This is a genomic window from Rhodoferax sp. (assembly GCF_034520025.1).
In the GTDB taxonomy this organism is placed as follows: domain Bacteria; phylum Pseudomonadota; class Gammaproteobacteria; order Burkholderiales; family Burkholderiaceae_C; genus Allorhodoferax.
This window is the reverse complement of sequence record NZ_JAXHNZ010000002.1, coordinates 1,128,548-1,154,906: the sequence shown is the minus strand read 5'-3', so window position 1 is coordinate 1,154,906 and position 26,359 is coordinate 1,128,548. Positions and strand designations below refer to the sequence as shown.

General features: G+C 60.6%; 23 protein-coding genes and 4 pseudogenes. 13 read left to right on the top strand and 14 right to left on the bottom strand.

What is annotated here, in order from left to right; translation table 11 throughout:
- Positions 1-162: 162 nt before the first annotated feature.
- Positions 163-2,145: pseudogene (gene acnA, locus U5L73_RS13765) on the top strand (aconitate hydratase AcnA); the annotation flags it as partial.
- Positions 2,146-2,160: 15 nt separating this feature from the next.
- Here the strand turns inward: acnA and U5L73_RS13760 are convergent.
- On the bottom strand, positions 2,161-3,054 hold the full coding sequence (locus U5L73_RS13760; RefSeq protein ID WP_322562874.1) for a LysR family transcriptional regulator: 894 nt from the start codon (positions 3,052-3,054) through the stop codon (positions 2,161-2,163).
- 113 nt (positions 3,055-3,167) lie between these two features.
- Between U5L73_RS13760 and U5L73_RS13755 the strand changes: the two genes are divergently transcribed.
- The gene (locus tag U5L73_RS13755) at positions 3,168-3,812 is read left to right on the top strand and encodes an NAD(P)-dependent oxidoreductase (protein WP_322562873.1); all 645 of its coding nucleotides are present in this window, start codon (positions 3,168-3,170) and stop codon (positions 3,810-3,812) included.
- Positions 3,813-3,824: 12 nt separating this feature from the next.
- Here U5L73_RS13755 and U5L73_RS13750 read toward each other — a convergent pair whose 3' ends face one another.
- Positions 3,825-4,442 (bottom strand): cation transporter, encoded by a 618-nt coding sequence (locus U5L73_RS13750; protein ID WP_322562872.1) that lies wholly within the window; start codon positions 4,440-4,442, stop codon positions 3,825-3,827.
- An 89-nt stretch (positions 4,443-4,531) separates the two neighbouring features.
- On the opposite strand from U5L73_RS13750, the gene cadR reads away from it, so the two are divergent.
- The 3 genes from cadR to U5L73_RS13735 are packed head-to-tail and all read left to right on the top strand — an operon-like array spanning position 4,532 to position 6,393.
- On the top strand, positions 4,532-4,993 hold the full coding sequence (cadR, locus tag U5L73_RS13745) for a Cd(II)/Pb(II)-responsive transcriptional regulator (protein WP_322562871.1): 462 nt from the start codon (positions 4,532-4,534) through the stop codon (positions 4,991-4,993).
- Positions 4,994-5,044: 51 nt separating this feature from the next.
- Positions 5,045-6,256, top strand: a complete 1,212-nt coding sequence (locus tag U5L73_RS13740) for an FAD-dependent monooxygenase (RefSeq protein ID WP_322562870.1) — start codon at positions 5,045-5,047, stop codon at positions 6,254-6,256.
- Complete coding sequence (locus U5L73_RS13735; RefSeq protein ID WP_322562869.1) at positions 6,253-6,393, top strand: hypothetical protein; 141 nt, start codon at positions 6,253-6,255, stop codon at positions 6,391-6,393. Before U5L73_RS13740 ends, U5L73_RS13735 begins: the two co-directional genes overlap by 4 nt.
- Here the strand turns inward: U5L73_RS13735 and U5L73_RS13730 are convergent.
- From U5L73_RS13730 to U5L73_RS13720, 3 genes are all read right to left on the bottom strand, one after another.
- Positions 6,390-8,018 (bottom strand): methyl-accepting chemotaxis protein, encoded by a 1,629-nt coding sequence (locus U5L73_RS13730; protein ID WP_322562868.1) that lies wholly within the window; start codon positions 8,016-8,018, stop codon positions 6,390-6,392. The two genes, U5L73_RS13735 and U5L73_RS13730, sit on opposite strands and share 4 nt — an antisense overlap.
- Before the next feature lie 371 nt (positions 8,019-8,389).
- Positions 8,390-8,770, bottom strand: a complete 381-nt coding sequence (locus U5L73_RS13725; protein ID WP_322562867.1) for an alpha/beta hydrolase — start codon at positions 8,768-8,770, stop codon at positions 8,390-8,392.
- A gap of 344 nt (positions 8,771-9,114) precedes the next feature.
- Positions 9,115-9,540, bottom strand: a complete 426-nt coding sequence (locus tag U5L73_RS13720; RefSeq protein ID WP_322562866.1) for a MarR family transcriptional regulator — start codon at positions 9,538-9,540, stop codon at positions 9,115-9,117.
- A 131-nt stretch (positions 9,541-9,671) separates the two neighbouring features.
- Between U5L73_RS13720 and U5L73_RS13715 the strand changes: the two genes are divergently transcribed.
- Together U5L73_RS13715 and U5L73_RS13710 are read left to right on the top strand one after the other, a co-directional pair.
- Entirely contained in the window at positions 9,672-11,579 is a 1,908-nt protein-coding gene (locus tag U5L73_RS13715) for an FAD-dependent monooxygenase (RefSeq protein ID WP_322562865.1), read from the top strand.
- Positions 11,580-11,614: 35 nt separating this feature from the next.
- Positions 11,615-12,595: a helix-turn-helix domain-containing protein gene (locus tag U5L73_RS13710; RefSeq protein WP_322562864.1), complete on the top strand. Its 981-nt coding sequence runs from the start codon at positions 11,615-11,617 to the stop codon at positions 12,593-12,595.
- Between the two features lie 3 nt (positions 12,596-12,598).
- On the opposite strand, the gene U5L73_RS13705 is transcribed toward U5L73_RS13710, so the two are convergent.
- The 4 genes from U5L73_RS13705 to U5L73_RS13690 form a co-directional block, all read right to left on the bottom strand.
- Positions 12,599-14,041 carry a carotenoid oxygenase family protein gene (locus U5L73_RS13705; protein WP_322562863.1) on the bottom strand — a complete coding sequence of 481 codons (1,443 nt, stop codon included), beginning with the start codon at positions 14,039-14,041 and terminating at the stop codon, positions 12,599-12,601.
- Between the two features lie 47 nt (positions 14,042-14,088).
- The gene (locus U5L73_RS13700) at positions 14,089-15,531 is read right to left on the bottom strand and encodes an aldehyde dehydrogenase (protein WP_322562862.1); all 1,443 of its coding nucleotides are present in this window, start codon (positions 15,529-15,531) and stop codon (positions 14,089-14,091) included.
- Positions 15,528-16,760 carry an MFS transporter gene (locus U5L73_RS13695; RefSeq protein ID WP_322562861.1) on the bottom strand — a complete coding sequence of 411 codons (1,233 nt, stop codon included), beginning with the start codon at positions 16,758-16,760 and terminating at the stop codon, positions 15,528-15,530. The genes U5L73_RS13700 and U5L73_RS13695 overlap by 4 nt, the downstream gene beginning before the upstream one ends.
- A 155-nt stretch (positions 16,761-16,915) precedes the next feature.
- A complete protein-coding gene (locus tag U5L73_RS13690; protein WP_322562860.1) occupies positions 16,916-17,797 on the bottom strand; it encodes a SphA family protein in 882 nt (293 codons plus the stop codon).
- Positions 17,798-17,945: 148 nt separating this feature from the next.
- On the opposite strand from U5L73_RS13690, the pseudogene U5L73_RS13685 reads away from it, so the two are divergent.
- Both U5L73_RS13685 and U5L73_RS13680 read left to right on the top strand, forming a co-directional pair.
- Positions 17,946-18,113 (top strand): annotated as a pseudogene (locus U5L73_RS13685) (type I methionyl aminopeptidase); the annotation flags it as partial.
- A 39-nt stretch (positions 18,114-18,152) separates the two neighbouring features.
- Positions 18,153-20,590 (top strand): annotated as a pseudogene (locus U5L73_RS13680) (DNA polymerase II).
- A 34-nt stretch (positions 20,591-20,624) separates the two neighbouring features.
- Here U5L73_RS13680 and U5L73_RS13675 read toward each other — a convergent pair.
- Positions 20,625-21,551: a LysR family transcriptional regulator gene (locus U5L73_RS13675; protein ID WP_322562859.1), complete on the bottom strand. Its 927-nt coding sequence runs from the start codon at positions 21,549-21,551 to the stop codon at positions 20,625-20,627.
- 101 nt (positions 21,552-21,652) lie between these two features.
- On the opposite strand from U5L73_RS13675, the gene U5L73_RS13670 reads away from it, so the two are divergent.
- Positions 21,653-22,420 carry an SDR family NAD(P)-dependent oxidoreductase gene (locus tag U5L73_RS13670; protein WP_322562858.1) on the top strand — a complete coding sequence of 256 codons (768 nt, stop codon included), beginning with the start codon at positions 21,653-21,655 and terminating at the stop codon, positions 22,418-22,420.
- Positions 22,421-22,471: 51 nt separating this feature from the next.
- On the opposite strand, the gene U5L73_RS13665 is transcribed toward U5L73_RS13670, so the two are convergent.
- Complete coding sequence (locus U5L73_RS13665; protein ID WP_322562857.1) at positions 22,472-22,825, bottom strand: helix-turn-helix domain-containing protein; 354 nt, start codon at positions 22,823-22,825, stop codon at positions 22,472-22,474.
- A 110-nt stretch (positions 22,826-22,935) separates the two neighbouring features.
- Here U5L73_RS13665 and U5L73_RS13660 point away from each other — a divergent pair, with 110 nt between their 5' ends.
- From U5L73_RS13660 to U5L73_RS13650, 3 genes and pseudogenes are all read left to right on the top strand, one after another.
- Positions 22,936-23,082 (top strand): nuclear transport factor 2 family protein, encoded by a 147-nt coding sequence (locus tag U5L73_RS13660; RefSeq protein WP_322562856.1) that lies wholly within the window; start codon positions 22,936-22,938, stop codon positions 23,080-23,082.
- The gene (locus tag U5L73_RS13655; protein WP_322562855.1) at positions 23,079-23,246 is read left to right on the top strand and encodes a hypothetical protein; all 168 of its coding nucleotides are present in this window, start codon (positions 23,079-23,081) and stop codon (positions 23,244-23,246) included. The genes U5L73_RS13660 and U5L73_RS13655 overlap by 4 nt, the downstream gene beginning before the upstream one ends.
- Positions 23,247-23,364: 118 nt before the next feature.
- A pseudogene (locus tag U5L73_RS13650) lies at positions 23,365-23,694 on the top strand (SDR family oxidoreductase); the annotation flags it as partial.
- 35 nt (positions 23,695-23,729) lie between these two features.
- Here the strand turns inward: U5L73_RS13650 and U5L73_RS13645 are convergent.
- The 3 genes from U5L73_RS13645 to U5L73_RS13635 all read right to left on the bottom strand — a co-directional run bounded on the left by U5L73_RS13645 (position 23,730) and on the right by U5L73_RS13635 (position 26,258).
- Positions 23,730-24,755, bottom strand: a complete 1,026-nt coding sequence (locus U5L73_RS13645; RefSeq protein ID WP_322562854.1) for a metal-dependent hydrolase — start codon at positions 24,753-24,755, stop codon at positions 23,730-23,732.
- 128 nt (positions 24,756-24,883) lie between these two features.
- On the bottom strand, positions 24,884-25,780 hold the full coding sequence (locus U5L73_RS13640) for an NAD(P)/FAD-dependent oxidoreductase (RefSeq protein WP_322563515.1): 897 nt from the start codon (positions 25,778-25,780) through the stop codon (positions 24,884-24,886).
- Positions 25,767-26,258 carry an Rrf2 family transcriptional regulator gene (locus tag U5L73_RS13635; protein ID WP_322562853.1) on the bottom strand — a complete coding sequence of 164 codons (492 nt, stop codon included), beginning with the start codon at positions 26,256-26,258 and terminating at the stop codon, positions 25,767-25,769. Before U5L73_RS13635 ends, U5L73_RS13640 begins: the two co-directional genes overlap by 14 nt.
- Between the last annotated feature and the right edge of the window lie 101 nt (positions 26,259-26,359).

Genomic DNA, 26,359 nt, shown 5'->3' with positions numbered 1-26,359 from the left:
AGGATGTTTCTTTCATGTCCATGGGGAGCCCCTAGTGCCACACGCATTCGCATCCACCCTCCGGTCTTTTGAAACGGCTTCCGGCAAAGCCGGGCAGCTTTACTCCTTGCCGCATCTGGCGCGGCAGTTTCCCAACATACGCCGCCTGCCACTGTCCTTGCCTTTGGCGAAGGCACCGAAAACCTGGCCCTGCCGGACCGCGCCACCATTGCCAACATGGCACCCGAGTACGGTGCGACCATGGGCTTCTTTCCGGTGGATGAGCGCACTTTGGACTACTTCAAGGGCACGGGCCGCACCAAAGTAGAGATTGAGGCGTTTGAAGCCTACTTCCGCGCCCAAGGGCTCTTTGGCGTGCCGGGTGGCAAGAGTGCATCTGCCGAGATGAAAGACATTGCTTACACCCGTGTGGTCAAGCTGGACCTGCGGGACGTGACCCCCAGCCTGGCCGGCCCTAAACGCCCGCAAGACCGTATCGAGCTGGGCCATGTGGCGGACAAGTTCACCGAGCTGTTCACCCTGCCGGGCACGGCCAACGGCTTCAACAAAGACGCTGCCACGCTGCACACGCTGTATCCCGCACCTGTGCCCGTAACTGCCAAAGTGGAGAAGCCCGTCAAGAAAGGCAAGGCGGAGCCCTCGCCTTTACTGGTGCAAAACGGCGATGTGCTGATTGCCGCCATCACCAGCTGCACCAACACCAGCAACCCCAGCGTCTTGCTGGCCGCTGGCCTGCTCGCCAAAAAGGCGGTCAAGGCGGGGCTCACGGTGGCCCCGCATATCAAGACCAGCCTGGCCCCCGGCTCGCGAATCGTGACCGAATATTTGCAGGAAACTGGCATCTTGCCTTACTTGGAGAAGCTGGGCTTTTCGCTGGCGGGCTACGGCTGTACCACTTGCATCGGCAATGCCGGCGACCTAGCGCCCGAGCTTAATGCGGTGATTACTGAGAACGACCTCGTCTGCGCAGCAGTGCTGTCCGGCAACCGCAATTTCGAGGCGCGCATTCACCCCAACCTCAAGGCCAACTTCCTGGCCAGCCCGCCGCTGGTGGTGGCCTATGCGATTGCCGGGAACGTGACCCGCGACCTAATGACCCAGCCGGTAGGGCAGGGCAAAGGTGGCAAAGTTGTGTACCTCGGTGACATCTGGCCCAGCAGCGACGAGATTTACAAGCTGCTCAAATTTGCGATGAACCGCAAAGTCTTCCGCGCCAACTACGCCAAGGTGAAGTCAGAGCCCGGCAAACTGTGGGAAAAAATCAAGGGCGTGAGCGGCCAGACCTACACCTAGCCGGCCAGCACCTACATCGCCAAGCCGCCGTTCTTTGATACGTTTGCTATGGAAAAAGGAGCTGCTCGCGCAGATTCCACGGGCGCCAAGGGCTCAAAAGGTACTGAATTGTCCGCAGAAGCGGTGCAGGGCGCCCGCATCATGTCGCTGTTCGGCGACTCGATCACCACCGACCACATTTCGCCAGCAGGCAACATCAAAGAAAGCTCACCCGCCGGGCAGTGGCTGCTGGCGAACGGCGTGCAAAAAGCAGACTTCAACTCCTACGGCGCACGCCGCGGCAACCACGAGGTGATGGTGCGCGGCACTTTTGCCAACGTGCGCATCAAGAATCTGATGGTGCCGCCCAAAGAAGACGGTTCGCGCGAGGAGGGCGGCGTCACCCTGTACCAGGGCGCTGATGGCGAAGGTGAAAAGCTCTCCATCTTCGACGCCGCCACCCGCTACCAGGCGGCCGGCATTCCCACCGTGGTGTTTGCGGGCGAGGAATACGGCACTGGCTCCAGCCGCGACTGGGCGGCCAAGGGCACGCAGCTGCTGGGCATCAAGGCGGTGGTGGCGCAGAGTTTTGAGCGCATTCACCGCTCCAACTTGGTGGGCATGGGCGTGCTGCCGCTGCAGTTCAAGGCCGGCGAGAGCTGGAAGAGCCTGGGGCTGACCGGCAATGAGACCATCAGCATCATTCCGGATTCCGACCTCACCCCACAAAGCGAGGCGCAGCTGCTGGTGACCCGGGCAGACGGCACCCAGACCCGCCACACCCTGCTGCTGCGCATAGACACCCCGGTGGAGGTGGACTACTACCGCGCCGGCGGCATTCTGCCCTTTGTATTGCGGCAGTTGCTGGCTTGACGCAGCGCGCTGCCACTAGACCTTCAGGGTCGCAAAGTACTGGACGAGCAGGTCCAGCGCATGGCGCACCTTGGCAGGCTGCTCGCCACGGCGCACGGTGATGGCGTAGGCGTCGTAGTCTGGCGGGCGCCAGTCCGGCAGCACAGGCACTAGGCGGCCATCGGCCAGGGCGCGGCGGTCGTCGTCACTCAGCACAATGCTGATGCCCCAGCCCGCTACGCACAGGGCATGCAGGGCGGTGACCTGCGTGGCCGACGCGCGAGAGGTGACCTCCACCCGCGCCACTTGCCCGTCGTTGCTATGCAGCTGCAGCACCTCGTGCGAGGCCGAGTGCGGGCGGCCACCCAACCAGTCGTGCCGCGCCAGGTCGGCCGGGTGCTGGGGCCAGCCGCGTGCGGCCAGATAGGCGGGCGAGGCACACAGCTGCGCCCGCAGCGTGCCCAGCTTGCGCGCCACCAGACTCGAGTCCTGCAGGGTGGCCACCCGCACCGCAATGTCCACCCGCTCACCAATCACATCCACCAGCGCATCGTCCATCAGCAGGTGTAGGCTGAGCTTGGGAAAGTGGTGCAGCGGTGCCAGCGCGGTGGCCAGCACGCTGCCAAAGCCAATGGGTGCGGCAATGCGCAGCTCACCCTCGGGCTCGTCGCGGTGGTGCTCCAGCGCCTGGTTGGCGGCGCGGGCGGCTGCCACCATGGCGGTGCAGCCCTCTACATAGCGGGCGCCGGCCTCTGTCAGCGTCAGCTTGCGGGTGGACCGGTGGAGCAGCGCCAAGCCCAGCGCGTCTTCCAGCTGGCGGAGGTGCTGGCTGACGGCGGAGGGCGTCATGCCGAGCTGGCGGGCTGCGCCGCTGAGGCTGCCAGCAGCGACCACTTCGGCAAATACGGCCATGCGTTTGAGTTGGTCCATATCTAATTGTTAAGTTTTACTTCACGGTGAAAGCGAAATTTACCGTCTATTCAGGTTTTCGTGAAGCAATCACACTAACGCCATTGTTTATCCACCATCAAACAGGAGTTTTTATGAAGATCGCATTGATTGGCGCCACAGGTTTTGTGGGCACCCCTTTGTTGGCTGAGTTGCTGAGCCGTGGCCACCAAGTGACCGTGTTGGCCCGCAATCCGACCAAGCTGGCTGCCCAAGCCGGCTTGACCGTGGTGTCTGCCGACGCCTTAGATGCTGCCCAAGTCTCTCAGGCTGCTGCCGGCCATGATGCGGTGGTTAGCGCTTACAACCCCGGTTGGACCGAGCCGCGCATCGGCGAAATCTTTTTGCAAGCCACTCGCGCCATTTTTGACGGCGTCAAGCAGTCCGGCGTGAAGCGCTTCTTGATGGTGGGCGGCGCGGGTAGCCTGTTTGTGGCGCCCGGCGTGCAGCTGGTGGATACCCCTGAGTTCCCCGCCGAGATCAAAGTGGCAGCCTCTGCCGCCCGCGATGCGTTGAACCTGATCCAACAAGAATCTGCTCTGGATTGGTCTTTTGTGTCTCCCCCCATCTTGCTGAACCCCGGCGTGCGCACCGGCCAATACCGCGTGGGTGCCGATGAGCCTTTGTGGGCAGAGGGCGGAGCGCCCGGCAGCATTTCGGTGGACGACCTGGCGGTGGCCATCGTGGACGAGCTGGAAACGCCTAAGCACATCAAGAAGCGCTTTACCGTCGCCAACTGAGCGCCGAGCCCTTTAGTGCGCCAGTTCCCGGCGGGCCTGGCGCATCACTTGCCAACCGCCGTGTAGCGCCAGCGCTGCCATGCCGGCGGCCACGAGCAAATCCGGCCAGCCGCTGCCGGTACCGAGCACTCCAGCGGCAGCCAACATGACCAGTACATTGCCGATGGCGTCATTGCGCGAGCACAGCCACACGCTGCGCATATTGGCGTCGCCTTCGCGGAAGGCATAGAGTATCCACGCGACCGACACATTGGCCACCAGTGCCAGCAGGCCGACCACGCCCATGGTGGTGGCGTCCGGGACTGTGCCGGTGAAAAGGCTCCAAACTGCGCGGCCCAATATCAGGGCGCCAAACCCCATCATGCACAGCGCCTTGACCACTGCCGCGCGTGCCCGCCAAGCCAGGGCGGCAGACAGTACCGCCAGCGACACGCCGTAGTTGAGCGCGTCACCCGCAAAGTCAATCGAGTCCGCCAAAAGGGACAGCGAGCCCGAGTGCCAGCCACTGAACAGCTCCACGCCGAACATGGCGGCGTTGATCCATAAGGCCACCCACAACACCCTGCGGTAGCGACGCAAATCAAGAACGCTGTGGGCAGAAGGGGTGTGGTGTTCGCAAGCGTGAGACATGGTGTTTCCTTTCAATGCCGCCATTGGAAACCCTGTAGCCACTTCAGGGTCAAGCGCTACACTGCAACAAGGTTATTGCAGGGCTCATCATGAAAATCGGCGATCTGGCCAAGGCCACCTCCACCCCGGTGGAAACCATCCGCTACTACGAGCGCGAGGGCTTGTTGCCTGCCGCGGCCCGCACCGATGCCAACTACCGCCACTACTCCGACGCTCACACCCAGCGGCTGCAGTTTGTCCGCCACTGTCGCAGCCTCGACATGAGCCTCGACGAGATCCGCGCGCTGCTGGCTTTTCAGGATTCGCCGGCCGACAACTGCGCCAACGTTAATGCTTTGCTGGATGCCCACATCGGCCATGTGGCCCAGCGTATCCGTGAACTGCGGGCGCTGGAAAAGCACCTCAAGGCGTTGCGGGCCCAGTGCATCGGGGTTCTGGACAGTGCGCACTGTGGGATTTTGGAGGGGCTCGCGGTGCAGTCGGCAGGCGCTCCACCCTCGGGGCATCTGCATGGCACCCATCGCAAGGTGCCGGCGCGAAGTGAGGGGTAATTTGCGCTGGCGCAGTCTTGTTGCGTGGGCCGCACGGCAGAATTCAGGTCTATGAAGCACAACATGGTGATCGTGGGGGGAGGCATAGGCGGCTTGGCTGCGGCATTGGCGTGCAGCCGGCAAGGCGTGTTCTCAGGGCATAGGCAGGGAGGGCTGCGGCTGCTGGAGCAGGCCCCAGCGTTTGGAGAAGTCGGGGCTGGTGTGCAGCTGGGCCCGAATGTCACCCGAGTGTTGCATGACTGGGGCTTTCAACAAGAGCTGTCTCAGGTAGCTGTTTTCCCGGAGCGGCTGGAGGTGCGCAGCGCCATGAGCTCCCGATTGTTGGGTACCCTGCCGCTGGGGACTCAGGCGTTGGCGCGTTATGGCGCCCCTTATGCCACCATCGCCCGGCAGGATTTGCACGGTTTGTTGCGCGAGGCGGTTGTGCGCATAGGTGCGGTGGATATGACGCTCAACACCCGTGTTGCCAGCGTGGCACGTCACGAAGAGCAGGTGCGCTTGATCACCCAAGAGGGCCAAGAGCTGGAGGCTGGTTGTGTGGTGGGCGCCGATGGTGTGTGGAGCGCGCTGCGTCGCCAACTGATAGGCGATGGCGCGCCACGGGTGACAGGGCACTTGGCCTACCGGGCGATGGTTTTGCAAAGTGCGCTGCCCCCGGCAATCCGGTCCCAGGTTGTTACCGCGTGGATGGGGCCGCATTTCCACGCTGTTCAATACCCCGTGCGAGGTGGCGAATGGCTGAACGTGGTGGTGATCGTGCATGGCGCGTTGGCTGGCGACCCCACGGCATGGGATCACACCGCCAATGCCGGTGAACTGCGGGCGCGTTTGGCCAACGCGGGTGGCCCGCTGCTGGACTTGGTGCATGCGATTGATGACTGGCGCTTGTGGGCGCTCAGTGACCGCGCTCCTATGCGCAGTGCACGTGAGATGGCGCTAGGTCGCTGTGCTTTGCTCGGAGACGCAGCCCATCCAATGCGCCCCTACCTCGCCCAAGGCGCTGGAATGGCGATTGAAGACGCCCAGCAACTCGCTGCATCGTTACAAACCTTGCAGGGCGACACACCTGCTGCACTGGCGCACTATGCCGCGGCCCGCTGGCAGCGCAACGCGCGGGTGCAGGCGCGGGCCATTCGAAACGGTCAGGTTTTTCACCTCACGGGGCCTATGCGCATGGCGCGCGATGCGGCGATGGGCTTATTGGGTGAAAAACTCCTGGATTTGCCGTGGCTGTACGGCTACGCGTTAGCATCCCGGCCATGAAAACGAGCTTTATCTTTATCGCCATTCTGGTACTGAGCATTGCCGGCGCACTGTCGAGCAACCGCGCGGTTAAAACGGGCATGCTCGCGGTCTGCGGCGCGTTGTCTCTCTACGGGATGTTGCGTTTCTTGGGCTAGTACTGCAGCGCCAGCATGCCGGGGCTTCCGGCATGGCCGATGGACAGGCTTCGCGCGTCGAGCGGGTTGAGCTTGAATCGGGCGACGACTTGCACCAAATCGCGGGATTGGCTGCTCAGGCTGCTGGCAGCGGCGGCCATTTCTTCGACCAAGGCGGCGTTCTGTTGTGTGACCTGGTCCATTTGCTGGATCGCCACATCAATCTGGGCAACCCCATCACTTTGCTCGCGGCTGGCCATCGAAATCTCGGTAATCACGGTGTTGAGGCCACTGATGCTGCTAACCACCTCAGACATGATGGTGCCCGCGCGCTCGGCCTGGACCCCACCTTGCTCGATGCGCTGCACGTTGTCGCCGATGAGCTTTTTGATTTCTTTGGCTGCTTCTGCCGACCGGCTGGCCAGGGAGCGCACCTCGCTAGCTACCACCGCAAAGCCCCGACCTTGTTCGCCCGCCCGGGCGGCCTCTACCGCGGCATTGAGCGCCAGGATGTTGGTCTGGAAGGCAATACCGTCAATGATGCTGGTGATGTCTGAAATCCGTTTAGAGCTGTCACTGATGCCGCGCATGGTGCTGACCACCTCGCTCACCGTGCTGCCGCCCTGTGAGGCAATTTGCGAGGCATCTGCCACCAGTTGTCTGGCCTGTTGGGAGTTATCGGCATTCTGGCGGATGGAGGAGTTCACCTCTTCCATGCTTGCCGACGTTTGCTCCAAGGCGCTGGCCTGGCTTTCGGTACGACCCGATAGGTCGTGATTGCCGGTGGCGATCTCCGCACTCGCGTTGGAGACGGTCTCGGCACTGTGACGCACTGCCGCCACGATGCCGGACAGCTCCAGCCGCATCGCTTCCAGCGCCTGTACGAGTTGTGCGATTTCGTCTTTGCCCTCTGCCACGAGTGCGGTGCTCAGGTCGCCATGGGCAAAGGATTTAGCTGCCGCACGGGCAGTGAGCAGGGGACGTGTGATGGAGCGGGTGGTGCCCACACCCATGGTGATGGCAATGGTCAAGCCCAGAAGAGTGAGCACGATCAAGGTGTTGCGCAGCACGCCGAAATCACGCTCTGACTCCACCACGTTGGCCTGGCCTGCCGCCTCGCTGAGTTTGCCGAATTCGTGGAGGTCAGCCAGCAGCTGGTCCAGCAAGGGACGGCATTTGGCGTTGATGCCTGCAATCGCCTCCTCACGCTTGCCGGCTACACCCAATGCGGTGATCTCCAGCGCGACCGGACCATAGACTGACTCGGTTTTTTTGACGGCCTCGAAGGCCCGGGCGAGTTCACTGCCCTTGAAGTTGTCTTGGACGAGCATGCTGTCAATGTCCGCAATATGCTTTTGGACGTCTGCATGCGCCTTCTCAATTGCTGCCTTGTCACGCTCAATACCGGCTTGCGGTGAGCTGATGACCAGGTTGCGCGCACCGACTGCGCGGGCGTTGGTGGCATCGAGTGTTTGGTTGCTGAGCTGGGTGAGCTTGTTGAGCTGGAATACCTGTCGCTCGAAATCTGACTTGGCATTGGAGAGAGCAATCAGGCCCTCTGCTGCAATCAAGACCACGATGAGGGTCATGACCGCGTAACCGAAACTAAGCCGTGCCTTGACACTCCACCGGTTTAAAAAACCCATGTTGACCCCCACGTTAGATTTGCAAAAACTCCCGATCCAACGAAGTCACTGACTATTGTTATCTCAACCGCTCCAACATAGTGGATTTGAGGTTTTCTGCAATCACTAATGCGCGAGGCAGGCTGACAGCTAAGCTGCAAGACCGATTGCTCAAGCAGATCGGAGGCCTTCCGGTGCCGCTGTCGGGAAGGACACAGTGCTTTGTTCGGACGAGGTCTCGCCCCACCGTAGCTTCGGCAAGCTCCACGGGCTGGGTGTGAAGAACTGGCTGGCATCCCTTTATTGGCAAGGATGGCAAGAATTCGGATGGAGGAGCCATTCTCCCGTCGCTGCTCGCACTTGGACTCACCGGCGAACCCGGCGCTGCCCACCTAGGGTACTTTTTTCCCCATAGCTTCGAGATTTCGCGACAGTAAAAAGGGGCAAGCCACCTCAAGAAATGGAAGCGCAGGATCTCCGAGTGCGACATGGCGTGCTCCAGAGACTATGTGCATCGTCGAACTCCGGATGTAGGCATGCATTGCTTCGGCGATATCCACTGGAAAAAACTGGTCGCTATCACCATGGACAATCAGGGTGTGGGCCGTTATCTTTTCTAGACAGCTGGTTGAAAAATTCATGTCATCGTGGTTGTCATGAAGCGCATTAAATTGGAATACGAGATCGTGGATTTGCTCCTCCCCGCGCGTGGCGCATTCTCGATACATTTCTCGGACGAATTCCGGCATGCGTTCAAATGAGGTCGACCGCATGATGCTTCTGGCCTGTGGGGGAAAGTGCGCAGTCGCGCTGATCAAGCAAGCACACAACATCATGCGCGGCTGGGCGATGAGTAAAAGGCTCGCTTGAGCTGGTTGAGTGACCGTGGCCCCGAAGATCGACAATGACGAGCTAGACGAGCTAAAAGTGTTCTGATAGCTTAGGTAAAAATGGCTGCCAATGTTTCGCTGCCCCCCCCAAACCCATGAAGTAAAAGAAGCGGCGGTCCCATGCCGTGAACTTCGTAATACAGATGGATTCCGTTGATCAGTAAAGTGGTCATCTCAACTTCTATTTGTACCGGGAGCGCTAGGGTTCATAACACTGGGCTGTCTATCTATCCATCCAGCCGGAGTGCCTTGCTGGCCAGCTGAAGAAACACATCCCGCTCCGCGGGCGACAGGGGCCCCAGAATGTCGGCCTGCAAGGCGTCTATCACCGGGCGGCAGGCTGCCAAGAGCGCCTCGCCTTGGGGCGTCAGCCGCAGGCGCCTCGCCCGGCGGTCCTCCGTGCAGACTACGCGCCGTATCAACTCTTTGCGTTCCAGACGTTCAATCACTCCGCCGATAGTTGCGCGGTCGAAACTGATAGCCGTAGACAGGCTGGCTTGATCGATATCGGGTTGCTCCGCGATGGTGTTGAGTGCAGCAAATTGCACCGACGTTAGTTCAAAGCCGGCTGCTTGTGTGTGGGTCTGGAAGACCTGCACCGACTGTTGGTGTAAGCGCCGAATCAGGTGCCCGGCCACTCTGCTCATATCCATGTCTGTCTCCGCTATTTCGCATCACCGCGAGCTTAAGCGGTCTTACCGGGATCGTTGACACTTTTAATTTGTATAAATATCATATGCATACATATTAATTAATCAACGGCTTCGGCCCACCAGGAGACGACATGCAGTACCACACCCACGGATTTGTGCCCGGAGACCCGGATGTATCGGCCGCAGCGCCCGGCCACCGGCGTGCTGGCGACCCACTACCCGCAACCATTGATGTGTTGATTGCCGGCTCAGGCCCAGCCGGCCTGTGTCTGGCAGCACAACTGGCCCGTGAGCCGCTGATTCGCACCATGGTGGTTGAGCCTAAATTGGGCCCGATGGAAAAAGGGCAGGCCGATGGCATCAGCGTGCGCTCTATGGAGATGTTTCAGGCATTCGGATTCGCCGAGAAGGTCATGCGCGAGTCGATGTGGATCAATGAGACGACTTTTTGGGGGGCTGGACAAAGCACCGGCTTGGAGCGTGTGGCTCGCGTCCAGGATGTACCCGATGGCATCTCTGAAATGCCTCACGTGCTTTTGAATCAGGCACGCGTGCATGACATGTTCATGGATGTGATGCGCAATAGCCCTACCAAGCTGGAGCCCGACTACGGGCTGAAGGTTGTAGATCTTCAGGTGGACCCCGATGCCAGCGAGTACCCTGTGACCGTGACTTTGGAGCACACCGACCCTGTGCGATTGGGGCAAATCTCCACACTGCGTGCCAACTACGTCGTTGGATGCGACGGCGCACGATCCACGGTGCGCAAGGCGATTGGTGGCACCTTGCATGGCGATGCCGCCCACCACGCTTGGGGCGTGATGGACTTGCTGGCGACAACCGACTTCCCGGACTGGCGCATGAAGTCGTTCGTGCGCTCTCAAGATACCGGCATCCTGATGGTGCTGCCGCGTGAGGGCGGACATTTGGTGAGGCTGTATGTCGAACTGGAGGCGCTGGGCGAGCATGAGCGCGTGGCCGACCGCGGGATGGGGGCCCAAGACATCATTGCCAAAGCCCAACGCATCTTTCACCCCTTCACGCTGGACGTAAAAGACGTGGTGTGGTGGTCCATCTACGAAATCGGCCACCGCTTAACCGATAAATTCGATGACGTACCTGCCGGCGAGGTGGCCACCCGCTTCCCTCGCGTCATGCTGGCGGGGGATGCCTGTCACACCCACAGCCCGAAAGCGGGGCAGGGCATGAATGTGTCCATGGGTGATACCTTTAACCTGGGCTGGAAGCTGGTCTCCGTGCTGACGGGCCGGGCCGACGCCTCCCTGCTGCACACCTACTCCGGCGAGCGGCGTGCGGCTGCCCAAAGCCTGGTGGAGTTTGACCATAAATGGGCCCGTGTGGTGGGCTCCACCGCACCGGATACCGTGACTGATGGCCTGCCCCGCGTGGCCCGGGAATTTGTCAACAACCTGCCTTTCACCTGCGGCCTGACTGTGCAATACGAGCCCGGTGCCTTGACGGGTACACCTGAGTCGCAACACCTGGCAACGGGCTTTGACATCGGCAAGCGCTTCCACTCAGCGCCCGTGGTTCGCCTGGCCGATGCTAGACCGATGCATTTAGGGCACTGCATTGACGCGGATGCGCGCTTCCGGGTGCTTCTTTTTGCGCCAGCTAGCGACCAGGGAACGGCCCAAGGGCCTGTGGCTGCGCTGTGTCACTGGCTGGAAACCGACCCGGCATCCCCGGTGCGCCGCCATACCGCCCCGGGCGAGGATGTGGATGCGGTCATTGATGTGCGTGCTGTGTTCCAACAGGGCTTTCGGGCGTTGGATTGCACCGCCATGCCAGCCTTGCTTCGGCCCAAGGTCGGGCGCTTGGGCCTGTGTGACTATGAAAAAGTATTCTGCGCCGACCTGTCTCCAGAAAAGGACATCTTCACGATGCGCGGCATTGACCGCACTCAGGGCTGCGTGGTGATTGTCCGGCCGGACCAATATGTCGGGCACATACTCCCACTCGATGCGCGTAATGCGTTGGCGGAGTACTTTGCCGCTATCCTCCGGGTGCGAGCCTGATCACGGGCCCGCCCGATCCTTGGAAAGGCCTTGCTATGCCTCACCGTGCCTATGTGTCTGTGAATACTCTGAGCCCGGGTGAGCGGCTGCCGTCATGGCGCAACATGATCAGTCGCCACCTTGGGCAAAACATGGGCGAGGAATTGGAGCACGACCCCGGCCGCTGGGCGGCTGAAGGCGGTGCACCGTTCACCGGTAGTCTGGAGTTCGGTGCCTTGGGTAACGGCTTCCTGTGCCGCATGGTCGCTGCACCGCACCGGTTTGTGCGACCGGCGGTAGAGCTCAGCACCAGTCACCCCAGCCCTTTGATGCTGCTGATGCAACAAAAGCCGGTCTCGTTTTTTGAGCAAAGCGGGCGCACCGGACAGCTAGCCCCGGGGGACTGGTGCTTGCTGGACACCGGTCGTCCGTTTGCGCTGCACAACCCGTCGGGATGTGACCAAATCGTTCTCACGCTGCCCCCTCCGGAAGACGCTGCATTGGCGGATTTAGTCGTGCGTGGTAGCGCCAAGCGTTGCGACGGGCGGGGCGGCAGTGCGCGGCTGGTGCAAACGATTCTGAGGGAGGCCTACAGGCAGTTTGACCGGGTGCCGGCTCATGCGACGAATACCTTGGTGGATGCCATCTGCGGCATGGCTTGGAATGCGCTGCAAGAATTCTCGGACCCCAGCGCGAGCGATCTCCACCAAAGCGCACACCTGCTGCGTATCAAGCAATTTATCGAGAACCATCTCGCTGATCCCGAGCTATCGCCAGACCGGGTGGCGCAGGGTTGCGGGTGCTCAGTGCGCAGCGTGTACCGGGCTTTTGCAGAGGAGCACATGGGGTCACCCATGGACCACATCTGGCACCGTCGGGTGGCTCAGTGCGCAAGCGCAATGCGCAATCCGGCAAACGATAAGCAATCAATCACCGAGATCGCGCTGGCTTGGGGCTTTTCCAGTTCGTCGCACTTCAGCCGGACTTTCAAACAGAGCCTGGGCGTGTCGCCCAAGCTCTATCGCACTCAACATTGACGCTCAGGCGGCGATCCAATTGCCGTGAAAGCCCAGCGGAATATGGTGGTCCAGCTGAATCCGTGCCACGGGCTCACCGGAGATGTCTCGGGCATCGTGAATGACTAGCTCACTGGCGTTGCGCACGGGGTCCCACCACACCACCATCAACCAGCCTTCATCCTCAGTGGCCGCTCCCTGCTTCGGTACAAAAATGGCCTCTCCCGGGGTGCTGTCATAGCCGGTGGACAGATGCTGGAAACTGCTCACACCGGTTTGGTAGTCGTGTTTGACGATGCAGTTAAAGCCCCGGGTCTGGGGCCCGGGTTGGTGAATGCCCGTCATGTAGCCATAGCGGCAGGGACGGCCCATGAACCGCTCATTAGGCCGGCCAAACTCTGCATTGAAATCTCCGATGCGCGTGGTCTGCACCGTACCACTGCTCAGGTTGACGACCATGCGGTGGAGCTCTGGGGCGGAGAAAGGGGAGGGCGCATCTACCAGTGGGAAGGGGTAGAAATCCTCCACCCTCCCGGTGAACCCGGGCTCCAGGGTCCGGGTGATGGAGGCATCAATCACTACGGTGCCGTCCACCTCATGTGCATTAAGGAAGTGGCCCAGTGTCAGGTACAAATCGCTGTCCAGCCACAGCGCCTCACCCGTGTGGCGGTGCACCAGCAAAACGTGCGTGTGCGCGCCGGGCTCGAAACTTAGTGCGCTTTTGCCCATAGGTACCAAGTGGGGCGCGTAGGGCTGGATACGGACCGGGCCGAATACGAATACATAGTAATGCTCGGTGAATGCAAAGTCGTGTATCCACGGTTTGAAAGGCAGTGCCACCCTGTGGCGCGATAGTACCTTGCCCTGCGGATCGGTGGCAAAGCAATCCAGGGTTTGCGCCTCGTTGTCGTGCGCGTAAAACAGCATTTCGCCCGTATGGTGATCCATGTGGGGGTGGGCGGTCAGCATGGTTTCAAAGTCGCCACCAAAGTCGAATTTTCCCCGTGTTTCCAGGGTCAGCGGATCCAGGTCCCAGTAATAGGGGTCCACTTCGTGCATGGTTAACACCTTGCCCGCCAGCGAAATGACGTTGATGCCAGCGACGGATTTGATCGTCGGCGCCCCCTCCGGCAAGGGCCCTTGTGGCTGGTCCGAGTGGCCGCTGATTCCGTTGTACAGCGCGCGGCCCGCCGCACGCTCGACCTTCAGGCCATCAGTCTCCACCAAGCGGTTGCAATAACTGGCACGTCCGTTTTGCAGATGGAAGGCGTGCACCATGCCATCGCCGTCAAACCAGTGGAAATGGTCCACATCGTTGGGTCGAAAGTGCTGGTTGGAGCCGGTGCGGTACAGCGAGCCGTTGAGTTCGTCAGGTATCTGGCCTTCTACATGCAGGTCAGCAATTACATAGGCATTGCGCAAAGGTTCGAACGGGCCTTGCAGGAAAGGATTTCGGTTAGACCACATGGAATATTTTCTTTCGGTGAATGAGGAGCAGAGTTACTGAGAGTGGTTTAAAAGGGAAAGTGGCGTGGAGTGGTCTGCAAGGTGACCCAACGCAAATCGGTGAATGCATCAATGCCGGACTGACCGCCGAAGTGCCCGATGCCGCTGTGCTTGACGCCACCGAAATGCATCTGTGGCTCGTCGTGCACTGTGGGGCCGTTGATATGGCAAATGCCCGATTCGATCTGCTGGGCCACACGCATTGCGCGGGCTGCATCACGTCCAAAGACAGCGGCCGATAAGCCGTAGTCGTTGTCGTTGGCACAGCGCACCGCCTCATCCGCGCCCCGGACCCGGACAATGCCTTTGACCGGGCCAAACGATTCTTCCTGGTAGATACGCATATCAGGGGTGACATGGTCTAGCAGGGTCGGAGCCATCAAGGTGGACGAGGCTTTCCCACCGCACAGCAGTGTGGCGCCTTTGGCCACAGCGTCTTCAATCAGCGCGTTGCACCGAATGACGGTCGACATGTCCACCACGGCTGCGATCGGAGAACCGGCGGTCTGTGCCACCAGTACTCGGGCCTTAGCCTTGAGCCGCTCGGCAAATGCGTCAGCCACGGATTCGTCCACCACCAGGCGCTCGGTGGACATGCAGATTTGCCCTGAATGCAGAAACGCGCCAAAAGCAGCCGCCTCAGCGGCTTGGTCGAGGTCTGCATCGTCGAGCACTACAAAGGGGGCTTTGCCGCCCAGCTCCAAGAGCGCAGGCTTGAGGTGCTCTGCGCATTGCAAGGCAATGATTCGGCCGACTTTGGTGGAGCCGGTGAAGTTCACCCGCCTTACCGCCTTGTGTGCAATCATGGCTTGCACCACTGGTCCTGCGTTCTCGGGTGCGTGGATGATGTAGTTCACCACCCCGGGCGCAAAGCCGGCGTGGGCAAATGCATCGACTAACAGTCGGTGGGTGGCCGGGCACAGCTCAGAGCCTTTCAGGACCACGGTGTTGCCGCAGGCCAATGGCACGGCAATGGCCCGGATACCCAGAATGGCCGGCGCGTTCCAAGGGGCAATGCCCAGCACCACCCCCGCAGGTTGACGCAAGGCCAGCGCCATATTGCCCGGCACATCAGAGGGGATGACCTGCCCTGCAATCTGGGTGGTCAGTGCAGCGGCCTCCCGCACGATGCCCACGGCGGTGGAGACATTGAACTCGCACCACAAAGTACTAGCGCCGGTCTCGCTTTGCATGGCCTGTACAAGTGCCGGGCGCAAGGCCTCGAGGGCATCGGCCGCCTTGTTCAACAAGCTGCGGCGCTCATTGGGCCCAGTGGCTGACCACGCAGGAAAGGCACGGCTTGCAGCCTCCACCGCCCGAACGGCATCTTGTGGCGAGGCGCACACACCCGTGGAGGCTAGCTGCCCACTCACCGGGTTGCGGCGCTCAAAGGTGCCCTGGTCTTGTGCGGTGATATTGTGGTTGTCGATGAAGAGAGAGGTAAGAGTCATTTCAGGCTTAGAGTTGGGCTGCGCAGCGACACGGCAAAAACTAGGCCGAGAGCCAAGCAGCAGAGGGTGAAGGGAAGGATCACGGGAATACCGAATGCTTTGGCCAAGCCGCCGGCAATGGCGGGTGCGAGTGCTCCACCCATGATTTCACCGATGCCGACGATGAAGCCGGTAGCCGTCGAAACGTAGGGCCCGGGGACGTTGTCTGCTGTCACCGAATGCACCAAGGCCAAACTGCCGGAGAAGAAAAACGCCGCCGCAAACATCAGCAACGCGAGCTGTACAGGGTCGGCTCCGGCTTGCATGAACATCCACGTAGGCACAGTGGAGACTGCGAGGCACATGACCATCATGGTCTTGCGGCCCCAGCGATCGGAGAGTGTTGGCAGCACCAGCATGCCCGCCGCACCCCCTACGCCAATCATCGACATCACCAGGCCCATCTGCTGGAGGCTCAAGTGCAGGTGGTCTGTCAAATAGCTGGGCATCAGCGCGCTGAAAACTACCACCGGAGCTAACCAGAAGCAAAAGCCCGCACTGCACAAGGCAACGTTAGGCATTGCCAACACGGAGCGTAAAGGCAGGGAGGGCGGCGCAATGCCGTGGAGGGCCGCGCGCGGCCGCTTTTCGAGGTGGCGATAGATGAGCCATGCACACACCAGTCCCGGCAATGCGGTTACCGCAAACACCCAACGCCAAGAAGGCAGCAGGTGCAGCAGTTGGATGGCTAAGACGGGCGCCAATGCACTACCGACGAGTGGTGCCATCAATTGCTGTATGCCGGTGTTACGTCCCACACGCTGAGGTGGGCTAGCCTCCACCACTTCAGCAATGCTGACGGGTACAAACGCTCCCTCAAAAATGCCCATGATCGCGCGGATCATCAGCAAGCTGCCCAGGCCCATAGCCAGTCCGGTAGCGCCGCAGAGAACGGAAAAAGCCAGCACCGCAGTGACCAAAATGCCACGGCGTCCCAGCCGGTCTGAAAGCCGGCCGAAGAGCATCGAGGACAGGCCCCATGTCAGTGCGACCGCCGCGGAGATGAGGCCGAGGTCTTGATAGTCGAACCCGAGCTCGCTCGCCATGACCGGCAGCAAGGGGTACATGATGAAGCGGTCGAGGTTCACCAGTGCAAAGCCCAGCGCCATCAGCGCCAGTGTGTGCCACTCCCGCTTGGGAGTGGTGTCGGAGAGGCTCACGTGGGCCTCAATAAAAGTACTGTTTTTCATGACAGGCTTTTGGATGTCGGGGGCGCTGGACAAGGTCTGCCTGCTCAAAACGCAAACACGGTGCGGACCTGCAGATTCAAATCCGACGCGGCGCGGTTGCGCACCATGCTCTCGGTGTACGCGTTGACCCACAGTGCCTTTTTGGGGTCGATGCGTCACATGAGCCCCGGGCCGACGCCCAGCACGCGCTCACGCGAATCTGCAAGCTTCACGCCATTGGCCCGGTGGTTGCTCAGTTGTTCAAAGTAGTACCCATTGATGCCTATGCTCACGTCAGGGGTGATGGCATACGAAGCCCCAAAGTTCACCCAGGCGGCTTCACCCGCTTGGGTGTTGGTGACGGTTTGTCCGTTGATTTGCTGGGTGCGGCTGGCTGCAGGGGAGTCGTTTTTGAAGTTGTACAGGTAGTGCGCGCGCCAGCTCATTTCCCATCGGGGGGCGGGGAACAGGGTGGCCGCCCAATATGGGTTAAACGACACGTAACCCGAACCCTGATTGATGTCGGAGTCTTTTTTGTACTCGCCGGTCGGCAGGATGACGGCAGCCGCAAAGCGCTGCGCAAACACGGGCGTGCCCTCAGTATTGGTCACCGGTGTGCCTTGCAGCGAGGCATCCACCGATATATCCCCCAAAGCCGTTCCGCCGCCTTTGAGCGACGGGCCCGCGCCAAAGCTGGTATTGAGCGACACCACCGGAACAATCAGCATCAGTGCCGGCCGCCAGCCACCATAGGTTTCTGCACCGGCGTAGGAGAGCTGGTTGACCATCACATCACTTCGGATGCTCGGCTCTTTGAACACCGCATTGGCATTGCCGTTGGAGTCGGTGATTTTCTTTGCTTCTGAATGGCGCAAGGTGGTTTGCCACGCCCAGCCGGGGCCACCGGAGAAGCCGTCATAAAAGCTGGTGAGCCCTAAATTCAACCCGGCGGGTTGATTCACTGCTGGCGATTGTGCAAACACGAGCCCCGCTGTGAGCGACAAAAGGCAGGCGCCGCAGTAGGTGGGTATACGCGCCAAGGCGATGGTGTGGTTCATGTCGTTATGTCTCCTGCTGGTACCGTCTTCACGCGGAGTAGTGGTGAAGTGAGGTAGGTGGGAGCGTAAAAGTGGCGGCAACAAAAGACTTGCCTGCCTATGCCACACATGACTGCTGGTGCCGTAGCGTGCTCATGGCTAACCCTAGCTCAATGCCGGGGGGCGCAATACGCAAGAGCTGGCTGATGGCTGGACGGTGGTGACCAAAGACCGGTCGCCTTCCGCCCAGTGGGAGCACATGGTGGCGGTGACGGAAGCGGGCTATGAGGTCTTGACCGCCTGGCCCGGCGGCACGGGCAGCTACCCCCCACTGTGAGGTGCTGGTTGGCTCCGGTTCTGGCCCGGGTCAGCGAGAATGGATGTCTCCGGCGATTGCCGGCCAGCCTGTGTTCATGTCGCTCGTCCCGTGCCACCTACCAAACTCAAGGGTTTCATCCTGACTCGCCACTGGCGAGACACACCAGCTGGTACTGAACTGGAGTACTGGCTCGCTACAGAGCTGGGTCCCCGAAAAGTAGTCTTGACGGCACCAAACTCGGTAGCTTTTATTGAAGAGCGGCATCGACCCGCAGTTGAGGCGCAAATTGCTGTGATGCCCGGCCTTGAGCTCAAGCCACTCGCGCTCAAGACCTTTCAGCAATCACCTGTCGTCGGCATTTATGCCAAGCAGTTTCGTCAGCTCGGGCAGCTGGCCCGCGCTCTGCAGCCGCAACAGATCGCGCTGCTGGAGGCTGATATTCGACCTCATGAACGCTACCTGATGGAGCGTTTCATCACGGCAGGTGTGTGGGTGGAGGGAGGGCGCACCGAAGGCAGCACCATTGTGGGCTGCAGACTCAAACCGGCGCCGGATTTCCGGCCAGCACTCAGCGTGGTGTCGCTCGACATCGAGACTAGCGAACACGAAGAACTCTATTCCATTGCATTGGACAGCAATGCCGAACGCGTTGTCTTCATGCTGGGTGAGCCGCCTGCAGAGTCGTCACCGGGATCTGCACTGGAGCTGGACTTTGCACTCATTTATTGCCCCAGCCGCAAGGTTATGCTGGAAAAACTAAACGCTTGGTTCGAGCGCCATGACCCGGATGTCGTCATCGGCTGGAACGTCATTCAGTTTGACTTGCGGGTGCTGCAAAAACGGCAGACGCTTGCAGCGTGCCGCTGCTGCTGGGCCGCGAGGGCCGGCCTATTGCATGGCGCACACACCCGCGTAAACAAGGCTATTGGTTTGCGCCTGCACCCGGCCGCATCATCATGGATGGTATCGATGCGCTGAAGGCCGCGGTCTGGAGCTTTCCGTCCTATGGTCTGGAGTACGTCTCGCAAGCGCTACTCGGCGAGGGCAAAGCCATTGGCACCGAGTACGACAAGATGGCCGAAATCAACCGGCGCTTCCATGGTGACAAGCCTGCGTTGGCGGTCTACAACATCAAAGATTGCGAGCTCGTCTTGCGCATCTTTGAGAAGGCCCAGTTGCTGCAGTTCGTCATGGAGCGCGCCAGTACTACCGGTTTGCAGATGGACCACTTTGGTGGTTCGATCGCGGCATTCAGTCACCACTATTTGCCGCGCATGCACCGCCAAGGGTACGTAGCGCCCAACGTAGGTGACATTCAGCGCAAAGCGGTTCCCGGCGGCTATGTGCTGGACTCGCAGCCCGGCTTTTACGACTCAGTGGTCGTGCTGGACTACAAGAGCCTCTACCCCTCCATCATTCGCACTTTTTTGGTTGATCCGGTGGGGTTCGCGGAGGGCTCCCACGCTACGGATCCAGCCCTTGCCATGAGCGGGCCTGGTGGCACTCTGTTCTCGCGCCATAAGCATTGCTTGCCAGAAATCGTGACCACGCTGGGGCGTGCGCGGGATGAGGCTAAACGGACAAAGAACGAACCCCTGTCCCAAGCGCTCAAGTTGCTGATGAACTCATTCGCCGGGGTACTGGGCGCCACCGAATGCCGCTTTTTCAACCCCCAAGTGGTATCGGCAGTCACCCTGCGCGGGCACGAAATCGTGAAGCGCACCAAAGCCTTCGTGGAGGACCGTGGGTACCAGGTGATCTACGGCGACACCGACTCCATCTTTATCTGGCTCAAGCGCACTCATAGCAACGAAGATGCGCATGCGGTTGCGGCCGGTTTGGTAAGAGACATCAACGCGTGGTGGACACGTACGCTTCGCGACGAACAGGGTCTTGAGAACTTTTTGGAAATTGAATTCGATATGCACTACCGAAAGTTCTTCATGCCCACCATCCGTGGCTCCGAGATCGGGAGCAAAAAGCGTTACGCCGGCTTGAGTGTGGATAGAGCTGGCAATGAGAAAATGATTTACCGCGGTCTGGAAATGGCGCGCAGCGACTGGACACTGTTGGCGCGGCAGTTCCAAGAGGGACTGCTCTCACGCATCTTCCGTGGTGAGCCCCACCAGGCTTTTGTTATCGACTACACGCAGTCCACATTGGCGGGCCACAAGGATGACCTGCTCATCTACCGCAAACGCTTGCGCCACCGCCTGGACGCTTACGTGGTGAACGTGCCGCCGCAGGTGCGCGCCGCCCGCACGGCCGATGAGCACAACGGCCGCCTGAACCGCAGTAAGCAGTACCAGAATGGGGGGTGGATTCAGTATGTGATGACCCAGAACGGGCCTGAACCCCTGGAGTCGCGCAAGTCCGTCATTGACTACGAGCACTATGTCACCAAGCAACTGCAACCCATTGCAGACGCGATCCTTGTGCCCGTGGGCGAGCGCTTTTCAACGCTCACATCAACACAGCAGGGCCTGTTTGAGTAGCAGGCTGCGCAAGGCGTATGGTTTGAGGTTGATCTCACGCCGAACTCGCCGCCAGATAGGTTGTCATCACACCTGCCAACCAATCCATCATCACCCGCACACGCTTCGACAAGTTTCGCCGGTTGGCGTAGAGCAGGGTGATTGGCATGGGGCGCGCCACATGGGACGGCAGCAGCGTTACCAAGCGCCCTTCCTCAATATGGCTCTGCAGGCCCACCAAGGGCACCTGGATGATCCCAAGCCCCGCCACGCAGGCAGCAGTGTAGGCATCGGCGTTGTTCACGGTGATGGCGCCGGGCAAGGGTAGTGCGCAGTCCCGGTCGCCGTCCAAATATTCAAATCCAGCGGGCCTTGAACCCAGCGTGTTAACAAAGTGCACCAGGCAATGGCCCGCAGCCGGGTCGGCCAGATCTGACAGGGTGTGCGGCGTGCCATGTGCCCGCAGGTAAGCGGGGCTGGCGCAGTTGACCATGCGCAACTGACCTAGGGGCCGTGCAATGAGCCCTGTGTCCACAATGGCTCCCGTGCGCAGCACACAGTCAAAACCCTCGCGCACTAGATCGACTTTTCGTTCGGTGCTGCTGAATTCCAGCTCCAACAATGGATGCTCGGCCAGCAGGGTTGGCAAATGGGGAATCACAGCATGCCGCGCGATACCGGTGGACATATTCAGCCGCACCCGACCTCGCAAGGTCAGCGAACCTTGCTGCTGAAACATCGTCTGTAGCTCATCCATATCGGCCAGCAGGTCTTTGCTGCGCTCGTAAAACGCCTGTCCGTCCTGAGTGAGCTGCACGCGGCGCGTGGTGCGGTGCAAGAGCCGAGTGCCCAGCGTGGCTTCCAGCAGTTGCACCGCGGTCGAGACACTGGCTTTCGGTAAACCTAGTGAGTCCGCGGCTTGGGTGAAGCTGGCCAACTCAGCCACGCGGGTGAATATTTTGGCTTGCTCAAGGGTGTTCATTGTTCAATTATGGCGAACAAACAAATCAATATTTATTGGTTTATTAATTTTTAATCGCTCAATAAACTTCCCTTCATCGATAACCCCCGAAGGAAAAACCCATGCACTCCACCCCATCCACCCCTATCGCTTTGGTCACCGGTGCAAGCCGCGGTTTGGGAAAAAACACAGCCTTGGCATTGGCGCGTCAAGGTACCGACGTGATCATCACCTATCACTCACAAGCTGCCACTGCACACGCCGTAGTGGCCGAAATCGAGGCCTTGGGCCGCCGCGCGGTCGCCCTGCAACTGGATGTGGGAACAAGCAGCAGCTTTGCAGCTTTTGCAGAGCGGGTCAGCGACACCTTGCATTCATGGGGCCGCATGCACTTTGATGCGCTGGTCAATAACGCGGGCACTGGCGAACACGCCGGTCTGATGGAAACCACCGAAGCGCAGTTTGACGCGATGGTGGCCATCCACCTTAAAAGCGTGTTCTTTCTCACCCCAAAGCTGCTGCCCCTGATGGTCGACGGTGGCCGCATCGTGAATCTGTCCAGCGGCTTAACCCGTTTTGCGCTGCCAGGCTACGTGGCTTATGCATCCATGAAAGGCGCCGTAGAGGTGCTGACCCGCTATATGGCCAAAGAGTTGGGGTCGCGCGGCATAGCCGTCAATGTTGTAGCCCCCGGTGCGATTGCTACCGACTTTGGTGGTGGTGCAGTGCGTGACAACGCTCAGCTTAACGCGGTCATCGCTGGCAACACCGCGCTAGGCCGTGTTGGCGAGCCGGACGACATCGGCGGCGTTATCGCGTCGTTGCTGAGCCCCGCGAACGGGTGGGTGAATGCCCAGCGTATTGAGGCATCTGGCGGCATGTTCTTGTAAAGCGGGGCGAGATGGTCTGACGCTGCAAAAGTGCGAAATGGAGTACAGCTATCAGCCCCCGCCGGGGCCCACTTCAGCGCGGCTCTCGCGTAGTGCGGCCCAAGTCAGCAGCGCATCCAGGGCGGGGCATAGGGCCTGCCCCCAATCGGTGAGCCCATATTCCACCTTGGGCGGCACTTGGTGGTGCACGATGCGCCGCACTACACCGTCCGCCTCCATTTGCCTTAACTGCTGAATTAGCATCTTTTGCGAGATAGCGGGTATCAGGCGTTCAAGGTCTGAGAACCGCTGCAGCTTGCCGCCAAACAAATGGAACAGGATCACCAGCTTCCAGCGCCCCTCCAGAATCTTCAGCGCCTGCTCCACCCCATCGGCGGCAGTAGTGGGGGTCCATTCTTTTTCCATGTTGAGCAAACCTTTCAGTAAGTACCTTACTTTTTTGTCCGTACTTGTTCTTTACGGAGCTTATTTCGATACTGCGGGCTCATCAACTCCAGCGTCAAGGAAATCCCACCATGAACCCCATCGACCAGTACTTCGCAGCCGACCAAAGTGACCCGGATGCCTTTACCCGCTGCTTCACTGCCAACGCTGTTGTCAAAGACGAAGGCCACACCTACACGGGCTTGGCCGCCATTCAGCAATGGAAAACCGAATCGTGAAAAAATACACCTACACCAGCGAACGTCTGGCAATCGACGAGAAAGACGGCAAGACCATCGTCACAAACCGGCTGACTGGTAACTTTCCCGGCAGCCCTGTAGACCTGCGCTTTTTCTTCTGCCTCGAAGGCAACAAGATCGCCTCCTTGGAAATCACGCTATGAGCTTCCAACTTGAACTTCAAGGGCGCAGGGCCCTAGTCACAGGCTGTACCAAGGGTGTGGGTGCAGCGGCTGGGCGGCTTCATCGCTCAGGCGTTGTCATCTACGTCAGATCTATCCAACGCGAGTTGCCGCCGCCAAGGCCGCAATGTCGGCCTACAGCAAAAGTCTGTCGAAGGAAGTAGCGCCCAAAGGCATTCGCGTGGTCCGCGTGTCGCCGGGTTGGATAGAAACCGCCGCATCTGTGCGGTTGGCGCAGCGCCTCGCGGCTGATGCGGGCACCGAATACGGAGGCGGCAAACAAATCATCATGGATTCGCTGGGCGGCATCCCCGTCGGGCGGCCCGCCAAGCCGAAAGAAGTGGCGGACTTGATCGCCTTCGTGGTCCCTCCGCGCGCCGCCTGCATCACCGGAACGGAGTACGTCATCGACGGCAGGACAGTTCCTACAGGTGGCCGTGCCGAGCGCCTGACGGCTGTGTGGGTTCAACGCGGTGGCGGCAGGGGCTGCCCCAACATGCGCGGCCACAGCCAAGCCAGCAGGCGCGACGGATCTCCCCGGCTGCCTGCAGCAATGGGTTGTACCGTTTCCCAGCGGCTGCCAGCGTCCTCTGTGGCGGGTACTTGCTGCGCTACTTCAAAACTAAACACGTAGCCGGGTTCCTGGCCCATGCGCAAGTCGGTGATCACTGCGCGTTCGTCTTGCAGTTGCATTTTGAAGAACCCATGGGTAAAGGCAGCCAGGCGCTTCACATGTGGGTTGTTTTTCAGATTTTGGCGCAGGGCCTCGTCGTGCGGGAAGGTATCCCATTGAATGCGACGCTCTTTGTCGAGCAGCGAGTAGAAGCCCTCTTCGTAGCTGTTCTCGCGCATTACTACCACCCGCCAGAGCACTGTGTTTAAGGGAGCGGGCGTCACCAGAAATTGAGAATACGCGATGCCACGTGCAGCTAAGTCGTCGCGCACTACGCTTTTCACCATTTGCTGCGCGGTCACGCTCCAACCCAGGTAGAGGCAAGAAAATGCCAGCGCAATCGCATTCCAGCGCAAACCCTTTGGCGGCTTGGCAACCAAGGCCACCACGAGCCCCAGTAGCAAGGGCAAGGTGTACAGGGGGTCGGCAATAAACATGCTGCCCAGCCCAAACGGGTAGCTGGAGAAAGGCTGCATCAGCTGGGTGCCGTAGATCGTGAAGTAGTCCAGTACCGGGTGGGTAAACAGAGCCAGCCATAGCGCTAACCACCAGCGTTTGAATAGCGCAGGCTGCTGGTGCAAGCGGCTCACGCACCAGGCCAAGAGCGGTGCGAATAGCGTGAGATAAAAGAGCCCGTGCGTCTGGGCACGGTGTTGCACCATGTTGCTCACCGCATCGCCGAAGTCTACGAGCGCGTCCAGATCGGGCAACGTACCGGCCACTCCACCCCAGAGTGCAGCTTTCCAGACAGCTGTGCGCCTGCCCATCACTGCAACGCCAATGGCACTGCCCAATACCAGTTGTGAAAGTGAATCCATCGCGAGTCCGCCAAACTAAGTGCCCGCATTGTGGCAAAGCAACACGGCTCGCACCGTTAGGGATGCCTTGAACCGGAGGCCCTGCAAGGGCATTGCACCGAACGGGGCACGCCTGGTTACAGGCTACGCTAACCCATGGAGGCGCGATGCGCCCCAAACCCCGCCATCGCCCCATCCGCCACCGCTAGCGTCACATTCCCCGCCGCCCGCGCGGCATCCCCGCACGCAAACACATTCGGCACGCTGGTGGCCTTGCCTTCGTCCACCTTGATGAAGCGGCCCATGGGCCCGTCTTCCAGCACGCAGCCCAGTTGCTCGGCCACGGGGCTGCTCATCATCGTGTGGGGCTGGGTAAACAGGCCGTTCATGCGGAGCGTGCGGCCGTCTTGCAGCACCACGTCGGCAAAGCCGTCGATGCGCGCGATGGGCACCGGTTCAATCTGCGTGCCACGGCGGGCGATGGCGGCCAGGTCGTCGGCGCTGGGCGTGTAGGCGCCGTTCAAAAACAGGGTGGGGCTGCCCCAGTCCGGCAGCATGACGGCGTGGTGCAGCGCCAAGGGCGACGCGGCGAAGATGCCGATGGCCCCGGCATCTGCCTCGTACCCATGGCAATACGGGCAATGAAAGACGCTGCGCCCCCAGCGCTCGGCCAGGCCGGGCACGGGTGGCAGTTCGTCGCGCACGCCGGTGGCGATGATGAGGCGCTGCGCGCTGATGGTCTGGCTACCCACTTCAAATTCCAGCCGCCCATTCGCGGCCACGCGCGCATGGTCTGCGCTGCCGTGCAGCCATTCCACGCTGGGGTAGTTCATGAGTTGCTCGCGGGCGTCGGCAGCTATCTCGGCCGGGGCGCGGCCGTCTTGGCTCAGGTAGCCGTGCGATGTGCCGCCCGCTGCGTCCACAAAGCGGTTGCGGCGTTGGCCGGCGTCCACCACCAGAACGTTGCGGCGCGCGCGGGCGAGTTGCAGGGCGGCGGCCATGCCGGCGTAGCTGCCGCCGATGATGGCAAAGTCAATGCGGATCATGGGTGTGGTCATTCAGTTGGTGGGTGTGTGGATGGGCGTGGCCTGAGGCGTGGTGCTGGGCCATACGGCGGTGAAAGTCGTTGGAGAGCGTGGCCAGGGTGACGGCACCAAAGCGCTTGAGCAGCAGCGCCTCGGCCTCTTGCGCGGCGCCAGCCAGGGCCTCGTTCACTGCCAGGGCCACCAGGCAGGTGGGGCGGTCTTCTCTAAACCCCAGCGACACCAGCGGCGGCGCGCCCAGCGCCTGGTACACATCGCCCAAGGTGATGCGCTCCATATCGCAGGCCAGCACCCAGCCGCCGCCGTGGCCCTTGGCCGACACCACAAACCCGGCGTCGCGCAGCCCACCCATCAGGCGGCGCAGCACCACCGGGTTGGTTTGCATGGCGGCGGCCAGCGCCTCAGAGGTAGCGGGGCCATCGCCCTCGGCCATGTGCAGCAGCACGTGCAAGACGTCAGAGAGTTGGGTGTTTTGTTTCATGTAACTATTGTAGTTGCATGATTGTTTCAGCTCGCTACTCACGAAGATGCATGCCACACCCATCAACTCGCCCCCTTGTAAGACGCCCGAAGCCGGTGCGA